Origin of the sequence: Lysinibacillus sp. S1 (assembly GCF_044986265.1) — a bacterium.
Taxonomy (GTDB): Bacteria; Bacillota; Bacilli; order Bacillales_A; family Planococcaceae; genus Lysinibacillus; species Lysinibacillus capsici.
Genome location: NZ_CP173154.1, coordinates 3,774,994 through 3,791,100, shown reverse-complemented (window position 1 = coordinate 3,791,100; position 16,107 = coordinate 3,774,994). Strand labels below are relative to the sequence as shown.

Below are 16,107 nucleotides of genomic sequence, written 5' to 3'. Positions count from 1 at the left end.
TTGAGGTAAAATAATACTTTAGTATAAGGAGGATTTATTTTCGTGTCATCGAGGGATCAATTTACAACAAAAATTGGGTTTATTTTAGCTGCCGCAGGAAGTGCTATAGGTTTAGGAGCCATTTGGAAATTCCCCTATATGGCGGGTACGAATGGCGGTAGTGTCTTTATTTTATTATTTATTTTATGTACTTTCTTTATTGGCTTACCCGTCCTCATTGCTGAGTTCATGATAGGTCGTCGAGGTCAAAAGGATGCCGTCACTTCCTTTAAGGAACAAGCACCAGGAAAGCCATGGTATTTGATTGGCTGGGGCGGTATGGTAATTGCAGGCCTTATCTTATCATTCTACAGCGTTGTTGGTGGATGGATTTTAAGCTACTTAGGTCGTGCCTTTACATTTAAGCTAACGAATGCTGGCTCTGACATCAACTACGCTGATTTATTTGGCGATATTATTTCAAGCCCTTTCGAAGCAGTACTTGTACAGGGACTATTTATGTTATTAACAGTAGTCATTGTGTCAGCAGGTATTAAGGGCGGAATTGAAAAAGCCAGCACATGGATGATGCCTCTCCTCTTTATTTTCTTTATTGTCCTAGTTATTCGCTCTTTAACTTTAGATGGGGCTATGGAAGGCGTTAAATTTATGTTTGTACCTGATTGGTCCTATTTAAATGCTGAAACATTTTTAATGGCCTTAGGACAAGCTTTCTTCTCATTAAGTGTAGGTATTGCGGTTATGATTACATATGCTTCCTATTTATCTAAAACAGAGAAGATTGGTAACTCTGCGATTAATGTAGCATCTATGAATATTATTATCTCTTTACTTGCAGGACTTGTTATTTTCCCAGCAGTATTTGCGCTTGGTTATACGCCTGATCAAGGGCCAGGCTTAGTATTCATTATTTTGCCAGCTGTATTCGAGCAGTTACCTCTTGGTGGCTTATTCTTAACTATTTTCTTCATTCTATTGCTTTTTGCTACAGTCACTTCTTCCATTTCCATGTTAGAAATAGTCGTGGCAATCGCTATTGGTGATAAACCAGAAAAACGTAGAAAAATTGCTTGGATTGGTGGAATCGTTATTTTCATCTTTGGTATTCCAAGTGCCCTTTCATTTGGCATATTAGCAGATGTAAAAATAGTAGATCGCTCTATTTTTGACTTTGTTGATTTTATGACTAATAGCATCGGAATGCCGATTGGAGCTTTGTTGATTTCAATTTTTGCAGGTTATTATTATACAAGGGATATTTCACGTAAAGAATTAGCTGCGTCTAGCTTCATGTTTAATATTTGGTACATTTTAATTCGCTACGTCTCCCCACTCGCCATTTTTATTATTTTCATTCAGGGGATTTTGCCTTTATTTAAATAAGTACTAGCCTCATGATGCATTAAAAAAGAGGTTGTCCATTGACAACCCCTTTTTTTATAAGGAATATGCAAAATATTTTAAATAATACATTTCGCTTCAAATTTAATGGCAATTAGTTTGTAAGAAATGGCTACACAATCTTCAAACGGTATCCATTGCTCAAACGAATGCTCATATGTTTCTTGAATAACTTTTGCAAGTGTTGATGGATCATCAATCCCTTGCAATGCTGCAACTACATCTGCTGTTTCTGTATCATAATGGTCTGGACCTAAGTGGAATGGATCCCACTCCTCTAGCAGATGGACAGCTGCTTGATTCATTTTTATATTTTCCAAAATACTCACCTATTATCCTTTGATCATACTCGTATGATACCATAGTAAAAAAAAAAGAAAAGAGTGATTTGCTTGTCTATTTTTGATCAAACTATCAAACGTCGATGTACAAACTCAGTAAAATGGGACGCAATGGAAAAGGTTTATGGCCTAAACGATGCCTCAGATATCTTACCAATGTGGGTAGCCGATATGGATTTTCCTGCTCCAATAGCCGTTTCAAAGGCTTTACAACAACATGCTGAACATACTATTTTTGGCTATAGTTATATGAGTGAAGAAGCGATACAATCCATTGTAGACTGGCAAAGTACTCGCCATGACTGGCACATAGAGAAAGAAGCCATCCTATTCTGTAATGGTGTTGTGGCTGCATTAGCTAACAGCATTGTTGCCCTAACTAACCCTGGGGACAAAGTACTCATTTCACCTCCAGTTTATCCGCCATTCTTTAACATACCAAAAAGTAATGGTCGTGAAGTTGTGAGTTGCCCCTTAATTGAAAAAGACGGATTGTTTGTCTATGATTTTGAAGCCTTCGAGCAATCTTTAGCCCAAGATGTGAAAGCCTACATACTATGTAACCCGCATAATCCAGGAGGCTATGTATGGGATGAAGCTACTTTAAAGGAAATTGTACGACTTTGTGCTAAATATGATGTCATCATTATTTCTGATGAAATCCATGCTGATTTAATGATTAATGGGGATAAACATATTCCTTTAGCTAAAGTTGCAGGTGATGAAATCAATCGCATTGTTACGTGTATGGCTCCTACTAAAACATTTAACTTAGCAGGAATTCAGGTTTCATATATGATCGTAACAGATAAGAAAAAACGCTTGAAGCTTGAGGCCATCAATATGGCAAGTGGTCAAGGCTCATTAAATACATTTGCCTCTGTTGCCCTTCATGCTGCATACACAGAAGGGGCTCCTTGGTTAGATGAATTACTTCCTTATATTTCTGCCAACATGGATTATGTGAAAACGGAGTTAGAGCAGATTCCAGGTATTCGTGTTACGATTCCTCAATCCACTTATTTAATCTGGATTGATTACCGAGAACTAGCGCTTGAAGAGAAGGAGATCATGAACCGCTTACTTGAAATCGGAAAGCTTGCTCTAGAACCAGGGACAAAATACGGAGAAGAAGGTCGTGGCTTCCTACGTATGAATGTTGCTTGTTCATTTGATACTGTGAAAGATGGAGTCGAGCGTTTTAAAAAGGTCTTTGCGCAATAAAATGGTTGAAAGGATATCTCTCTCCTTAGAGCTATCCTTTTTCTATGTTTAAAAACAAAATTTTGTGGAAAAGGTTCTTATCAATCGGATTTATACAGAGGTGATTTTACATGGACATTGTCCCATTAACGATTAAACGTGCTTATATGACATTCCTATTTCCCTTCGCCTATTCCGAAAAAAATCGTCAAAAAATCAGTGATATACTACTAAACGAGGGCTTTTCCTTTTTCACCTTAAACAATACATCTCTTGAAGACGCTTTTTATGGTGATATGACGATTATACATGAGGAACTTGCCCAATTTTTCTATCCTTTTTTGGAGGATAAATTATTTCCAAACGAAATGAATAACCCTGACTTTATTCGTTTTTCGAAAGCTTTTTATACACAAGGCACCTTACATCTGCAAGAAAGTCAAATCAATTATGATTACGAAGTGATGAGTATTGATGTGACATTATGTCCTTTTGGGAATGGGATTATAACAGTCAGAACAAATATTACAGATCAATCGCATGATCTAAGTGATATCTTAAATTTTATCCACTATTTTAGAGTATTAGAGGCTAAACTACGAGAGGAAAAAGGTGCAAGTCATCATTTTTCATTTGGTCATTGTTCTTCTACGAGTGAATTATTATTTAAGTATTTTATACCTTATTTAAAACCCTTTCTATTACATCAACAAGACCATAGCTATGAAGGCTTACCTTTCTTTGAAGATGAGAGAATGTTTGCCTCAGCTTATTTAATTGCAGAGGAAGAAGCTAAAATTATACCTGAGCATTTATTTCGCTTAGGACAAGTAGACGGTAGGACACCTGCTGGCAAACCCTTTATTTCTAGCACTAATCCTTCATATATCTCTAATTATGTACAAGAGCATGCCCATACACGCTGGGCTCCTAACAGTTATATTATCACCTCCTCACAAGCACAAATAACGATTACAAATAGGCCGTTTGCCAAATGTACACATAGTATTCAAGAATTTATGGGTACGCACTATTACAATTTGTTCATTCATTATTTTTATAAAATGATGCTCTTAAAGCTTTCCTATGAGTATAGTGAAATAAAGTGGGGCAAAGATAAACAGGTTGTCAATGAACTAATCGAGCTGATTACAAAGTTTTCTGCACGCTATTATTTTGAAGAAGTCATCGTACGAACAGAAGGCAGAGAAATTGCTCAATTGCTACGAAAGTACTTCCGTATAAATGAACATTATGTAGAAACCAAAGAAACATTGAATAGTTTGTATCGAACACAGGAAGATCAATCCGATAATCGAAGTAATAATTTACTATTTATTTTAACAGTCTTTACTGTGGTATCGGGTATTTATGGGATGAACTTAGTCATTGAAGGCTGGAAAGATAGCAGTGATTTCGATAGCATCGGTAGTTATACACTCTTTGAATGGGTAGCCTTTATTACTGCATTGAGTGGGATTGGCTTGTCACTTGTACTGGTTTGTTTCACTGCCATCAAGGCCCTGCAAAATACTATTCGACGCTTTAAAAAAAATTGATACAATAAAAAAGAATCTGCTCGCCCTCTGTGGCAAGCAGATTCTTTTTATTAGACATTCTGTTGATTGTTTGTGTTTTTCTTTTCTGCTAAAATACGTGCTTCAATTTCTTTTGATTTTAATTCTTGTTTCTTAGAAATTTTTCTGAAAAGCGTAAACACGATAATACATAAAATAAGCATAATTAAAAATTCAAATGCTGCTGGAATATAACCTGATTTGTCTTCTGGGAAATATAAAAATTGATACATAAAGTTCTGCATGTTCTACACGTCCTTATACGTATTATTCAAAGACTGTAATTGACTCAATTTTCACATCTTCTAATGGTTTGTCACGGAAATCTTTTTCCACATCTGCAATTTTATCCACAATGTCCATACCTTCTACTACATGACCGAATACTGTGTGTTTATGGTCTAACCAAGGTGTACCACCGTTTTGAGCATAAGCTTCGATGATCTCTTCAGGGAAGCCCGCCCCTTGTAATTGACGAAGCATATCACTTGGAAGGTGCTTCATTTGTACAATAAAGAATTGAGAACCATTTGTGTTTGGTCCTGCATTTGCCATTGAAAGCGCTCCACGTAGGTTAAACAATTGCTCTGAGAACTCATCTTCAAAGGAATTACCCCAAATTGATTCTCCGCCCATACCAGTACCAGTTGGGTCGCCACCTTGAATCATGAAGTCTTGAATAACACGGTGGAAAATAATGCCGTTATAGTAGCCTGATTTAGCATGACCTAAAAAATTCTCAACCGTTTTCGGTGCGTGCTCAGGGAATAATTTAATTTTGATAGCACCTAATGTTGTGTTCATTTCTACAAGCACTTCGCCTGCTTGTACGTCTGTTGTTAACTGTGGAAACATGGAAGTCTCTCCTTTAATGATAAATTTCAGTTTCAATGAAAAAGATGCCCTTGCACCTTTTCTGACCTCATTTTAGTCTAACATACTTCCTACTGGTTTTCTCCCTCTAAGTATTGACGATTTTTGCACTTTTACTATTCTTGTTTAAAACTATGTAAATAGGTCTGAGCGAGTATTTGGAATCAATCCAAAATATGTTATTCTGATGAAGGATTTATAGAAAGAGTGGAGGCACACATGAAAAAGGCTTTTGGTTTTTTTATTATCGTTCTATCCCTTCCTGCTTTATGGTGGATTAGCACAAACATTAAAACAGAAATCAATATTGCACAAGCACATGAGGAACAAATGACTAATGCAATACATTTACCCGAGGTAGAGGCCCAACTACCTGTTACACTTATTGATCGAAATGGGCAAACATTTAGTGAGGAATATGTCGAATGGCGGCAGCCACTAAGTTTACAAGAAATTCCACAAATTGCCCAGGAAATATTCATTACCAGTGAGGATGCTGATTTTTATACGCATATTGGCTTTGATTTAAGTGCTATTATTCGTGCAGTTGTAGCCAATTCAAATAGCAACACAACCTCTCAAGGTGGTAGTACAATTACGCAGCAGCTTGTTCGGATGCGTTATTTATCCGAAGAAAAAACATATGAACGGAAATTAACAGAGCTTTTTTATGCCTATGAATTAGAAAAAGAATTTGATAAAGAAGCCATTTTAACGATGTACCTAAATGAGTCCTATTTCAGCAATCAAGTTTATGGCATTGGCGGAGCAGCCACCTATTATTTTCAAAAGCCACTCCAAGAATTATCCATCGCTGAAATAGCTTTCATTGCTGCCATCCCAAATAACCCTTCCCTTTATAATCCTTTAAAGAATTATGATCAAACTAAAGCAAGGCAGGAGCGTTTGTTAGATACCCTTGCAGCAAATGGGGCTATTACAGAGGGAGAGGCAAAAAACTATAAGGCTGATGCCATTACATTAAATGTGAAAGATAAAATTCAAAGTTATCCAATGTATAGCACTTATGTTCTTCAAGAGCTAAAATGGCTTATTGCAGAAAAAGAAGGTTATGCGGATCGACTAAGCTCTACAGATAATGAGGAAGAAAAGAAAAAAATTAAAGCACAATTAGACATTCGACTCAATACATTATTTCAAAATGGACTCGTCATTCACACAGCACTTGATCCTACTAAACAGCAACATGATGAGGAAAAAATGTCAGCTATTTTAGGTACTAGCCCATGGCAAGCTGCAGGTGCAGCCATTGAAAACCAATCAAGAGAAATAGTCAGTCTGTATGCAGGAAAGAACTATGAAAAATTTGATTTCCATCGTGCATTCCAAGGAACACGTCAGCCTGGTTCAGCTTTTAAGCCTCTGGCAGTCTATGCACCATTCTTCGAAACAACATCTCATACACCTGATTCGATTGTCAATGGTGGGCGTTATTGTGTGGGCTCGTTTTGCCCACAAAACTATGGGGGCTATACGTATGGTGATGTGTCAATTCGTACTGCTTTTCGACATAGCTATAATACATCTGCACTTCGTCTCTTTCAAACCGTTGGCGTCGAGACAGCCTTTCATTACCTTAATCGCTTTCACTTCCGCTCGATTGTAGAGAAAGATTATAATTATGCTGCATCATTAGGAGGACTAACCTATGGTGTAACAGCATTAGAACTAGCAGATGCTTATACTAGCTTTATTGATGGCTCTTATGTACTTGCACATAGTATTCGAAAAGTCACAGCATTAGATGGAACAGAGCTTTATAGTTGGGATACACAGCGTGATCAAATTTGGTCTCCTAAAACAGTAAAATACATGCGTGAACTCCTTGCAGATGTTGTAGCAAACGGTACGGGTCAAGGTGTCTATAGTAATAGCAGCTACGTTGGTGCAAAAACAGGGACAACGAATGACTATCGTGACTACTGGCTTGCTGGACTCAATAATGAATATACTGCTGCTGTATGGCTAGGGTATGATAAACCTCAATCGATGCAGCAATTAGAAGAGTACAAAATTCATCACCAATTATTTAACGTGTTGCTTGAGTAGTGAAACATGCAAAAGGTAGTAGTCGCTAAGACTACTACCTCTTTAAAGTGTTAAAAAACAAAACCATCAATTAAATTTTTATTAAAGATGTAAATGGTTTTCCGTTACAGGCAACTTGCTTTCCTGTGGACGAGCGCCGAGCCGCTTCCTCCGCTCCGTACAGGGGCTCGTCTGTCTCACTATCCATGGAATTTAACGTCACAGAGGAGACCCTGGAGCGAATGTAAAGGAGTGAAGCGGCTCATCGAACGCCCCCTGGAAAGGACGCTGGCGGAACGGAAATCAACCCCTCTCCTTTCAAACTCTCTTTTTCTACTATTAACATCACCATTTTAATAGTATGTATTAATTTGCAAACGGCAAACTTGCCAAAATGCCATTATATAGCTTTAATACGACATAAATAACTAATGTTAAAAGAATCGTCCACATAAAAAGCTCAAAGATTAATAGACCGATTGTGCCGCCCATTGATATAAAATGACTCATTTTATAAATCAGATAAATAAAGTAAGTAAATATCGTTATGACGAAAATACCTATTAAAACATAAATAAATTGGATGGCAAATGCAGAACACATAGCACCTACAAATAAGATAATATAGCCACCTCGAGCCTGACTAACTGTGGCTCCTTCGTTGTCCTTTGAAAAGAACAGCATTCCTACTTCATGAATGGTTTCGCCTACTAGTTTAAGGGCAGAAAATAACATAAAAAAAACAATGGCAAAGACGATGAGAAGAAATACACGTAACTCAAAATCTGATAAAAACTCTCGCATTCCTGAATACACACCGATGGCTTGAAAAATCTGTAAAGATTTACCAACAACATACATCCCAAATGTCAAACTAAACAATAAAATTGTAATTAATGGTAGATAACCATAGATATATGGGTTCTTCATAAAAAATTTTTTCCTCTATTTTTATTGATAACTTCCTATTTATAATATAACGAAAATTCTCCAACGACCGCAAGCTAAATCCCAATAGTACATATGCATTCCCAATTAAAGTACGTTATAATTGATTTACTTACCTGCATAAAGGAGGGTTTTTTTGTTACAAGTACTTTATATTTTTATTCCAATGCTTGTTGCAATATTAGTGCCATTATTATATAAACGCATGAATAATATTCACACAGGTTGGTTTGTTCTTGCTGTACCTGTTACGCTTGCTGTTATTTATACAACATATATTGCTCAAGTTGCTAAAGGTGAAGTATTTACTGCAGAGCTACCTTGGATTCCATCGCTTGATATTTCCATCATCTCATATTTAGATGGACTTAGCTTATTATTCTCATTACTCATTACTGGAATTGGCTCGTTAGTTGTGCTTTACTCCATTTTTTACTTAGATAAACATAAAGAAAAATTACATAACTTTTATGTTTACTTACTGTTATTTATGTCAGCCATGCTGGGAGTAGTACAGTCAGATCATTTAATTACTCTCTATTTCTTCTGGGAGCTAACATCCATATCATCATTTTTACTCATCGGCTATTGGTATAATCGGGATGCCTCACGCTTTGGTGCATTAAAGTCTATGATGATTACAGTTGGCGGCGGTTTAATGATGTTAGGTGGCTTCGTTCTTCTTTATTTAATGGGAGGAACCTACTCGATTCGAGAATTGATAGTCATGGCACCAAATTTAGTAGACCAACCTTTATTCACTTGGTCACTTGTCCTATTACTCTTGGGAGCATTTACAAAATCCGCGCAATTCCCATTCTACATTTGGTTACCAGATGCCATGTAGGCGCCAACACCAGTAAGTGCATACCTTCACTCAGCTACAATGGTCAAAGCAGGTATCTATTTAGTTGCACGATTTACGCCGATATTTGCAGCCTCTGAACTTTGGGTGTGGCTTGTAACAGGTGTAGGTATCTTAACTTTATTCTGGGGTTCCTTCTTTGCAGTGAAGCAAACTGATTTAAAAGGTATTCTAGCATTCTCTACAGTCAGTCAGCTTGGGCTTATTATGTCACTACTCGGGGCAAGTGCTGTTGCTTTTCATGCAAATGGCTCAATCGATACCATAAAGTTTGCTGCATTTGCTGCCATTTTCCACCTTATTAATCATGCAACATTTAAAGGCAGTCTCTTCATGATTGCAGGCATTGTGGATCATGAAACTGGAACTCGAGATATTCGTAAACTCGGTGGTTTAATGAGTATTATGCCAATTAGTTTTACTGTGGCTGCAATAGGAAGTTTATCAATGGCTGGTCTTCCACCATTTAATGGGTTCTTAAGTAAAGAAATGTTTTTAACAGCCATGCTTGCACTTCAAAAGTTTGAATTCTTCGGCTTTGAAACATGGGGAGCACTCTTCCCTATTGTTGCGTGGATTGCTAGTATTTTTACATTTATCTATAGTTTCTATTTTGTTTTCCGAACATTTAATGGGAATTACAAACCAGAGCAGTTACCTCATAAACCACATGAGGCGCCGATTGGTATGCTAATTTCTCCTATTCTTTTAGCAGCTTTAGTTGTGACAATCTTCTTTATTCCAAACTTTATCGGTAATACCTTTGTAAAACCAGCCGTTCAAGCGATACAGCCATTTTTGTATGATTCACCTCAAGCTGTTGATATTCATGTATCTGCTTGGCATGGCATTACCCCAGAGTTACTGATGACCATTGGAATTATAATAGTTGGGGTATTGTTATTTGTTGCCTTACCAAAATGGCAAGGGATGTATCAACGATTCCCGCAAGCGTTAACATTAAACAATGCCTATGACAAAATCATGCAGGGATTAGATGTTGGCTTAAATCGTATTTCCCGACGCTATATGACAGGTTCTATGCGTCACTATTTACTCTATATGTTTAGCGGAATAACTATTATTGTTATCGGCTCTCTATTCGTGAAAGATGCATTTAATATTTCATTCCAAGGAGCCTCACCAATTAATTTGTATGAAATTATCTTGATCGTAGTTTTATTAATTGGTACTGCCATCACCATCTTGGCCAAATCACGTTTAACAGCCATTATTGGGCTTGGTACTGTAGGCTATACAGTAGCCTTATTCTTTGTCATTTTTAACGCACCTGATTTAGCGCTGACACAGCTCGTTATAGAAACGATTTCAGTAGCACTATTTTTATTAGCATTTTACCATTTACCTAAGCTTGGTAAACGCGAGGAGCGAATGAGGTTCCAGTTAAATCGTGCCATTGTTTCCATTGCAGTTGGTGTGATGGTAACACTTGTTGCGCTATCAGCTCATTCCCAAAAACTAATTCCCTCTATTGCTAAGTACTACGAGGAAACCGTCTATTCTTTAGCTGGTGGTGGMAATATTGTAAACGTAATTTTAGTAGACTATCGAGGTTTCGATACATTGTTTGAAATTACAGTACTCGGTATAGCTGGCATGGCCATCTTAGCTATGATTAAGTTACGTATGAATAGAAAGGAGAACACTCATGAAAACAAATGATGTGATAATACAATTTACAGCTAAAATTGTATTTTTCATTATTTTCTTCTTCTCCATTCATATTTTTTTAGCTGGTCACTATACACCTGGTGGAGGCTTTGTTGGAGGGCTGTTAACATCAAGTGCACTTGTTCTTTTAGTGTTAGCCTATGATATCAACACAGTCCGCCATATTCTACCTATTAATTACACATATTTAACAGCCATTGGCTTACTATTAGCCCTTGCTACTGCGGCATACCCAATGTTTGTGGGCAAACCGTTTTTCACACATTTCTTTGATTATTTCGATTTACCGCTTCTAGGCAAACAGTCATTACACACGGCTATGCTTTTTGATAGCGGGGTTTATTTGGTTGTTGTCGGCGTTACGATGACCATTATTCAAACGATTGGAGAGGATGAATAATGGAAATAATTATGGCCTTTGTGATCGGCTTTCTTTTTATGGCAGCGGTCTATTTAATCTTATCAAAAAGTTTATTGCGCATTATTATTGGAACAGGTCTGTTAAGTCATGGTGCTCATCTACTCATCTTAACAATGGGTGGTCTTGGTGGTGAAGCTCCACCTGTCTTAAACGAAGGAGCCAAAACATTTGCTGATCCCTTACCCCAAGCACTTATTTTAACTGCAATTGTTATAAGCTTTGGGGTGACAGCATTCTTCCTTGTACTTGCCTACCGTTCCTATCAAGAGCTTAACACGGATGATATTAGCTTAATGAGAGGAAGTGATGAGGATGAATAACTTCCTACTATTACCCATTATCATCCCGTTTTTCTTCGGTATGATTTTAATGTTTGGACAAAAAAATCTAACTTATCAGCGATCATTTTCATTACTTGGGATTGGACTAGCCCTCCTCTCTGCCCTCTCTCTGCTTTTAACAGTGAAAGAAGATGGTATTCAAAAGGTCACATTTGGAAATTGGCCTGTTCCTTACGGTATTACAATGGTATCTGATATGGTGTCTGCATTGCTCGTTACAACGACATTGCTTATTGCACTATTTGTTGTTTGGTATGGCTTCGGTTCTATCACGAAGGAACGCGAACGCTTCTTTTATTACCCTGGTATTATGTTTATTTTAACTGGGGTCAATGGTGCCTTTACAACAGGTGATATTTTTAACTTATTTGTGTTCTTTGAAGTATTGTTAATGGCTTCCTATTTACTCATCGTTTTAGGTGGTGAGAAGGGGCAACTGAAAGGGTCAATTAAATATATTTTAATTAATGTTATTTCTTCGGCATTATTTGTTATAACCGTGGCCTATTTATATTCTGTAGTAGGGACATTAAATATGGCTGATATTGCGGTAAAAATTGCTGAAATTAATCAACCAGGGATTATTACTGTTATTGCTGTACTATTTTTAATGGTATTTGGACTAAAAGCAGCTATTTTCCCATTATACTTTTGGCTTCCTACTTCGTATGCAGCAGCCCCGATCCCTGTCTTAACTCTATTTGGCGCTCTGCTCACAAAGGTTGGGGTATATGCCATTACACGTACCTACACACTATTTTTTGTACATGATTTATCCTATACGCATGATTTACTAATGGCATTAGCTATTGCAACAATTGTGGCTGGTTGTATTGGAGCACTCGCCTATTTTGATGTAAAGCTCATTATTATCTATAACATTGTCATTGCAGTAGGTGTCATTTTATTTGGTGTCTCTCAAATGAATGAGGCTTCTTTAAAAGGAGCTATGTTTTATTTAATTCACGATATGCTGATTAAGGCAGCACTCTTTATGTTAATCGGCATTGTCATCTACATTACTGGTACATCTGACTTGCGTAAAATGGGTGGACTTATGAAAAAATACCCTGCACTGGGTTGGTGTTATTTAATAGCAGCTTTTGGCTTAGCTGGAATTCCACCACTTAGCGGGTTTGTTGGAAAGCTGTTAATTGTTCAGGGAGGCTTTGAGGCTGGCAGTATGTGGAGCAGTATTTTCATTTTAGCATCTTCACTGCTTGTTCTACTATCCGTGATTCGTATTTTCCTCTATGCCTTTTGGGGTGAAGAAAAAGAAACACAAGGTACCGTCGACAAATCTACCTATAAAATGCTGTTTATGCCTACTGCCTTGTTAGTACTTATTACGGTCGCATATGGTGTGGGTTCTGAATGGATTACGCCATTTATGGATGATGCTGCAAAACTATTAAATGATCCATCTATCTATATAGATGCTGTGATGAAGGAGGATTAGCACTATGGCATTTCAAATGATTTTAAATTTTGTACTTGCCTTTGTCTGGATGTTCCTTTCCTCTAATTACACAGCAACTGGTTTTATCATAGGATTCATTATGGGGATACTTTTACTTATTCTCATGCGGAGGTTTTTCAAGTCCCGTCTTTATGTCTATCGATTATGGGCCCTGCTAAAATTAACGTTGTTGTTCTTTAAAGAATTAATTTTAGCAAATGTTCAAGTGTTAAAAGTAGTGTTGAAGCCTAAACTGGACCTGCAACCAGCCTTTTTTGCTTATCCAACTGTTTTAACACAAGACTGGGAAATTACGTTATTATCAAGTCTTATTACTTTAACGCCAGGAACAGTTGTAGTGCATGTTTCGGATGATGCGAAAACTTTGTATGTACATGCAATTGATATTAACGATGTGGATGAAGCCATTGCTTCCATTCGAGATTCATTTGAAAAAGCGATTTTGGAGGTGAGTAAATCATGACAACATTTATTATTGCTGTAATCGTAGTGATTTGCTTATCTATGATAGCGGTCATTTATCGAATGGTAAAAGGTCCTTCCGCATCCGATCGTGTTGTAGCTTTGGATTCACTTGGTGTTTCACTCATTTCCCTAATCGGACTATTTTCGATTTTAGTGGAAACAAGCTTCTTTCTTGAAATCATTTTATTGCTAGCAATTTTATCGTTTATCGGTACGATGGCTTTCTCTAAATTCATAGAGAAAGGAGATATCATCAAACGTGACAATTCTCGCTAATAGTTTAGTTATCTTTTTCATTACTGTTGGAGTACTCTTTATTGTCGTGACAGCTATTGGACTGGTCCGCTTACCTGATTTGTATACACGTGCACATGCCGCGTCAAAAAGTGCAACACTTGGCGTCATGTGTGTACTAATTGGTGTATTCTTTCACTTTTGGCTCATTGAAGATCATTTCAACCCTCGTATTTTATTGGGGATACTCTTCCTCTTTATTACTGGTCCTGTTGGCGGACACATTATGACACGTTCTTCCTATATTGCTGGTGTTAAGCCTTGGAAAGGTACCGTACGTGATGAACTAGGTCCTGAAATTGACAGAATGAAAAAGGAACAAGGTGTAAAATAAACGTAAAAATCTGCCCGATTACTAAATCGAGCAGATTTTTTTTAGTTAAATATATCCCTTGGCAGTTAAAATAATTGTCAGTTGCTCCACACATTCTTCAATGGAATGCTGTTCTGTATCCAAAATAACTTCTGGGTTAATCGGTTCTTCATATGGAGCGCTAATCCCTGTAAAATTAGCAATTTCAGCATTCCTTGCTTTTTTATACAAACCTTTAGGATCTCTTTTTTCACATGTTTCTACTGAACACTTTACAAAGACCTCTAAAAATTCACCATCCTCTACAAGTTCACGGACTACCTGACGATCTTCTCGATAAGGTGAAATAAAAGCCGTTAGCACAATTTGACCGCTCTCTATAAATAACTTTGAGACTTCACCTATTCGACGAATATTTTCTTTGCGCCCTGCCTCATCGAATCCTAAGTCACTATTTAAGCCATGACGCACATTATCACCATCTAATACGAAGGCTTGATTGCTCATTTCAAATAATCGTCGGGCAAATGCATTGGCCACTGATGATTTCCCTGAAGCAGATAAACCCGTAAACCATAAAATAAAGCTTTGATGTTTATTTTTTGAACGGCGTTCTTCTTTTGTAATGGAGGCTTCATGCCAAACAATGTTTGAACTCATTTCACTACCTCCTTACTCATGCCTTTAATTAAAATGTCTACGACTTCTTTACGACTGAATGTACTTGGTGGTACTTCTCCATTTCGTAGCATCTCACGTACCTTCGTTCCTGATAGAATGACATGGGCAGAGCTATCATGTGGACACGTCTTTGTCGTCGCCATGCCTTCACATTGCTGGCAATAAAAGCTATGCTCAAATTTCAGTGGGACAATTCCCAATTCATCTTCAGTAAACTGTTCAAAAATCTTTTGTGCATCATATGTGCCATAATAATCACCAACACCTGCATGATCACGACCAACAATAAAATGAGTACAGCCATAATTTTTTCTAACAAGTGCATGAAAAATAGCTTCCTTTGGTCCTGCATACCGCATAGCGGCTGGGAAAATACCTAATTGTACACGACTTTCAGGATAATAGTTTTCTAATAAAACCTCATAGCTCTCCATACGTATAGCAGCTGACACATCATCTGACTTTGTTTCTCCAACAAGTGGATTTAGAAATAACCCATCAATCGTTTCAAGTGCTGCCTTTTGAATATATTCATGCGCCCTATGGACTGGATTACGTGTTTGGAAGCCAACAATAGTTTTCCATCCCTTGTCAGCAAATAATTGTCGCGTTTCTATTGGGTCAAATGAATAAGCAGGGAACTTTTGTGTAAGACGTTTAATTAACGTAATTTTCCCTCCAACATAAATGGCAGGACGATCAAAAAGCTTTTGAACGCCCGGATGTGCTAAATCCTCTGTTCCATAGACAAGTAAAGCCTCTTTCCGTTTATTCGGCTCATAAATATCTGCTACTTCAATAACGCCATATACTTCATCACCATAAACCAGCTTCACCTCGTCACCAGGCTGTAAAATGGACGCTTTCTCTTTTGTAACAGGTAATGTAATCGGAATACTCCATACTACACCTGATGCTAAACGACTTTGTGCCACGACTGACTCATAGTCTACTTGTGTTAAAAAACCTTCAATTGGGCTATACCCCCCTATAGCAATTAGCTCTAAATCACTCAACGAAATTGCATCCAACTCAATTTCCTTATGAATAGTTGTGATTTTTTTTTCCGGATTAAATGCTTGCACAAGTAGTCCACCATGTGGTTGTAGACTCATAAAAATCTCCTCCTAATTCTAGTTAAATACTAAGTTTTGTAGTCAAAA

The 16,107-nt window shown here is 37.3% G+C and carries 16 protein-coding genes and 1 pseudogene; 11 read left to right on the top strand and 6 right to left on the bottom strand.

The window, feature by feature from the left end; translation table 11 throughout:
• Window positions 1-42: 42 nt before the first annotated feature.
• Window positions 43-1,383, top strand: coding sequence for a sodium-dependent transporter (locus tag ACHZEU_RS18865; RefSeq protein ID WP_048394467.1), 1,341 nt, complete (start codon window positions 43-45; stop codon window positions 1,381-1,383).
• A gap of 77 nt (window positions 1,384-1,460) precedes the next feature.
• On the opposite strand, the gene ACHZEU_RS18860 is transcribed toward ACHZEU_RS18865, so the two are convergent.
• A complete protein-coding gene (locus ACHZEU_RS18860) occupies window positions 1,461-1,721 on the bottom strand; it encodes a DUF1871 family protein (RefSeq protein ID WP_004228396.1) in 261 nt (86 codons plus the stop codon).
• 72 nt (window positions 1,722-1,793) lie between these two features.
• Between ACHZEU_RS18860 and ACHZEU_RS18855 the strand changes: the two genes are divergently transcribed.
• Window positions 1,794-2,966, top strand: coding sequence for a MalY/PatB family protein (locus ACHZEU_RS18855; protein ID WP_048394465.1), 1,173 nt, complete (start codon window positions 1,794-1,796; stop codon window positions 2,964-2,966).
• Window positions 2,967-3,076: 110 nt separating this feature from the next.
• The gene (locus tag ACHZEU_RS18850) at window positions 3,077-4,504 is read left to right on the top strand and encodes a hypothetical protein (RefSeq protein WP_066038173.1); all 1,428 of its coding nucleotides are present in this window, start codon (window positions 3,077-3,079) and stop codon (window positions 4,502-4,504) included.
• A 50-nt stretch (window positions 4,505-4,554) separates the two neighbouring features.
• On the opposite strand, the gene ACHZEU_RS18845 is transcribed toward ACHZEU_RS18850, so the two are convergent.
• Both ACHZEU_RS18845 and ACHZEU_RS18840 read right to left on the bottom strand, forming a co-directional pair.
• A complete protein-coding gene (locus ACHZEU_RS18845) occupies window positions 4,555-4,767 on the bottom strand; it encodes a hypothetical protein (protein ID WP_066038174.1) in 213 nt (70 codons plus the stop codon).
• A gap of 22 nt (window positions 4,768-4,789) precedes the next feature.
• Window positions 4,790-5,377, bottom strand: a complete 588-nt coding sequence (locus ACHZEU_RS18840; RefSeq protein ID WP_004228389.1) for a peptidylprolyl isomerase — start codon at window positions 5,375-5,377, stop codon at window positions 4,790-4,792.
• Between the two features lie 237 nt (window positions 5,378-5,614).
• Between ACHZEU_RS18840 and ACHZEU_RS18835 the strand changes: the two genes are divergently transcribed.
• The gene (locus ACHZEU_RS18835) at window positions 5,615-7,465 is read left to right on the top strand and encodes a transglycosylase domain-containing protein (protein ID WP_404803642.1); all 1,851 of its coding nucleotides are present in this window, start codon (window positions 5,615-5,617) and stop codon (window positions 7,463-7,465) included.
• A 345-nt stretch (window positions 7,466-7,810) separates the two neighbouring features.
• Here the strand turns inward: ACHZEU_RS18835 and ACHZEU_RS18830 are convergent, their stop codons facing one another.
• Window positions 7,811-8,374 carry a DUF5366 family protein gene (locus ACHZEU_RS18830; RefSeq protein WP_404803641.1) on the bottom strand — a complete coding sequence of 188 codons (564 nt, stop codon included), beginning with the start codon at window positions 8,372-8,374 and terminating at the stop codon, window positions 7,811-7,813.
• Window positions 8,375-8,528: 154 nt separating this feature from the next.
• Here ACHZEU_RS18830 and ACHZEU_RS18825 point away from each other — a divergent pair.
• From ACHZEU_RS18825 to mnhG, 7 genes and pseudogenes are all read left to right on the top strand, one after another.
• Window positions 8,529-10,940 (top strand): annotated as a pseudogene (locus ACHZEU_RS18825) (Na+/H+ antiporter subunit A).
• Window positions 10,927-11,349 (top strand): Na(+)/H(+) antiporter subunit B, encoded by a 423-nt coding sequence (locus ACHZEU_RS18820; RefSeq protein ID WP_004228380.1) that lies wholly within the window; start codon window positions 10,927-10,929, stop codon window positions 11,347-11,349. The pseudogene ACHZEU_RS18825 and the gene ACHZEU_RS18820 overlap by 14 nt, the downstream one beginning before the upstream one ends.
• Entirely contained in the window at window positions 11,349-11,690 is a 342-nt protein-coding gene (locus ACHZEU_RS18815) for a Na(+)/H(+) antiporter subunit C (protein WP_004228379.1), read from the top strand. The genes ACHZEU_RS18820 and ACHZEU_RS18815 overlap by 1 nt, the downstream gene beginning before the upstream one ends.
• On the top strand, window positions 11,683-13,170 hold the full coding sequence (locus ACHZEU_RS18810) for a Na+/H+ antiporter subunit D (protein ID WP_054549430.1): 1,488 nt from the start codon (window positions 11,683-11,685) through the stop codon (window positions 13,168-13,170). Before ACHZEU_RS18815 ends, ACHZEU_RS18810 begins: the two co-directional genes overlap by 8 nt.
• 4 nt (window positions 13,171-13,174) lie before the next feature.
• A complete protein-coding gene (locus ACHZEU_RS18805) occupies window positions 13,175-13,654 on the top strand; it encodes a Na+/H+ antiporter subunit E (RefSeq protein ID WP_404803640.1) in 480 nt (159 codons plus the stop codon).
• Entirely contained in the window at window positions 13,651-13,932 is a 282-nt protein-coding gene (locus tag ACHZEU_RS18800; RefSeq protein WP_004228375.1) for a Na(+)/H(+) antiporter subunit F1, read from the top strand. The genes ACHZEU_RS18805 and ACHZEU_RS18800 overlap by 4 nt, the downstream gene beginning before the upstream one ends.
• The gene (mnhG, locus tag ACHZEU_RS18795; RefSeq protein WP_004228373.1) at window positions 13,916-14,284 is read left to right on the top strand and encodes a monovalent cation/H(+) antiporter subunit G; all 369 of its coding nucleotides are present in this window, start codon (window positions 13,916-13,918) and stop codon (window positions 14,282-14,284) included. Before ACHZEU_RS18800 ends, mnhG begins: the two co-directional genes overlap by 17 nt.
• Window positions 14,285-14,329: 45 nt before the next feature.
• On the opposite strand, the gene cysC is transcribed toward mnhG, so the two are convergent.
• Entirely contained in the window at window positions 14,330-14,923 is a 594-nt protein-coding gene (gene cysC / locus ACHZEU_RS18790; protein WP_404803639.1) for an adenylyl-sulfate kinase, read from the bottom strand.
• A complete protein-coding gene (gene sat, locus ACHZEU_RS18785) occupies window positions 14,920-16,059 on the bottom strand; it encodes a sulfate adenylyltransferase (RefSeq protein WP_103118712.1) in 1,140 nt (379 codons plus the stop codon). The genes cysC and sat overlap by 4 nt, the downstream gene beginning before the upstream one ends.
• Between the last annotated feature and the right edge of the window lie 48 nt (window positions 16,060-16,107).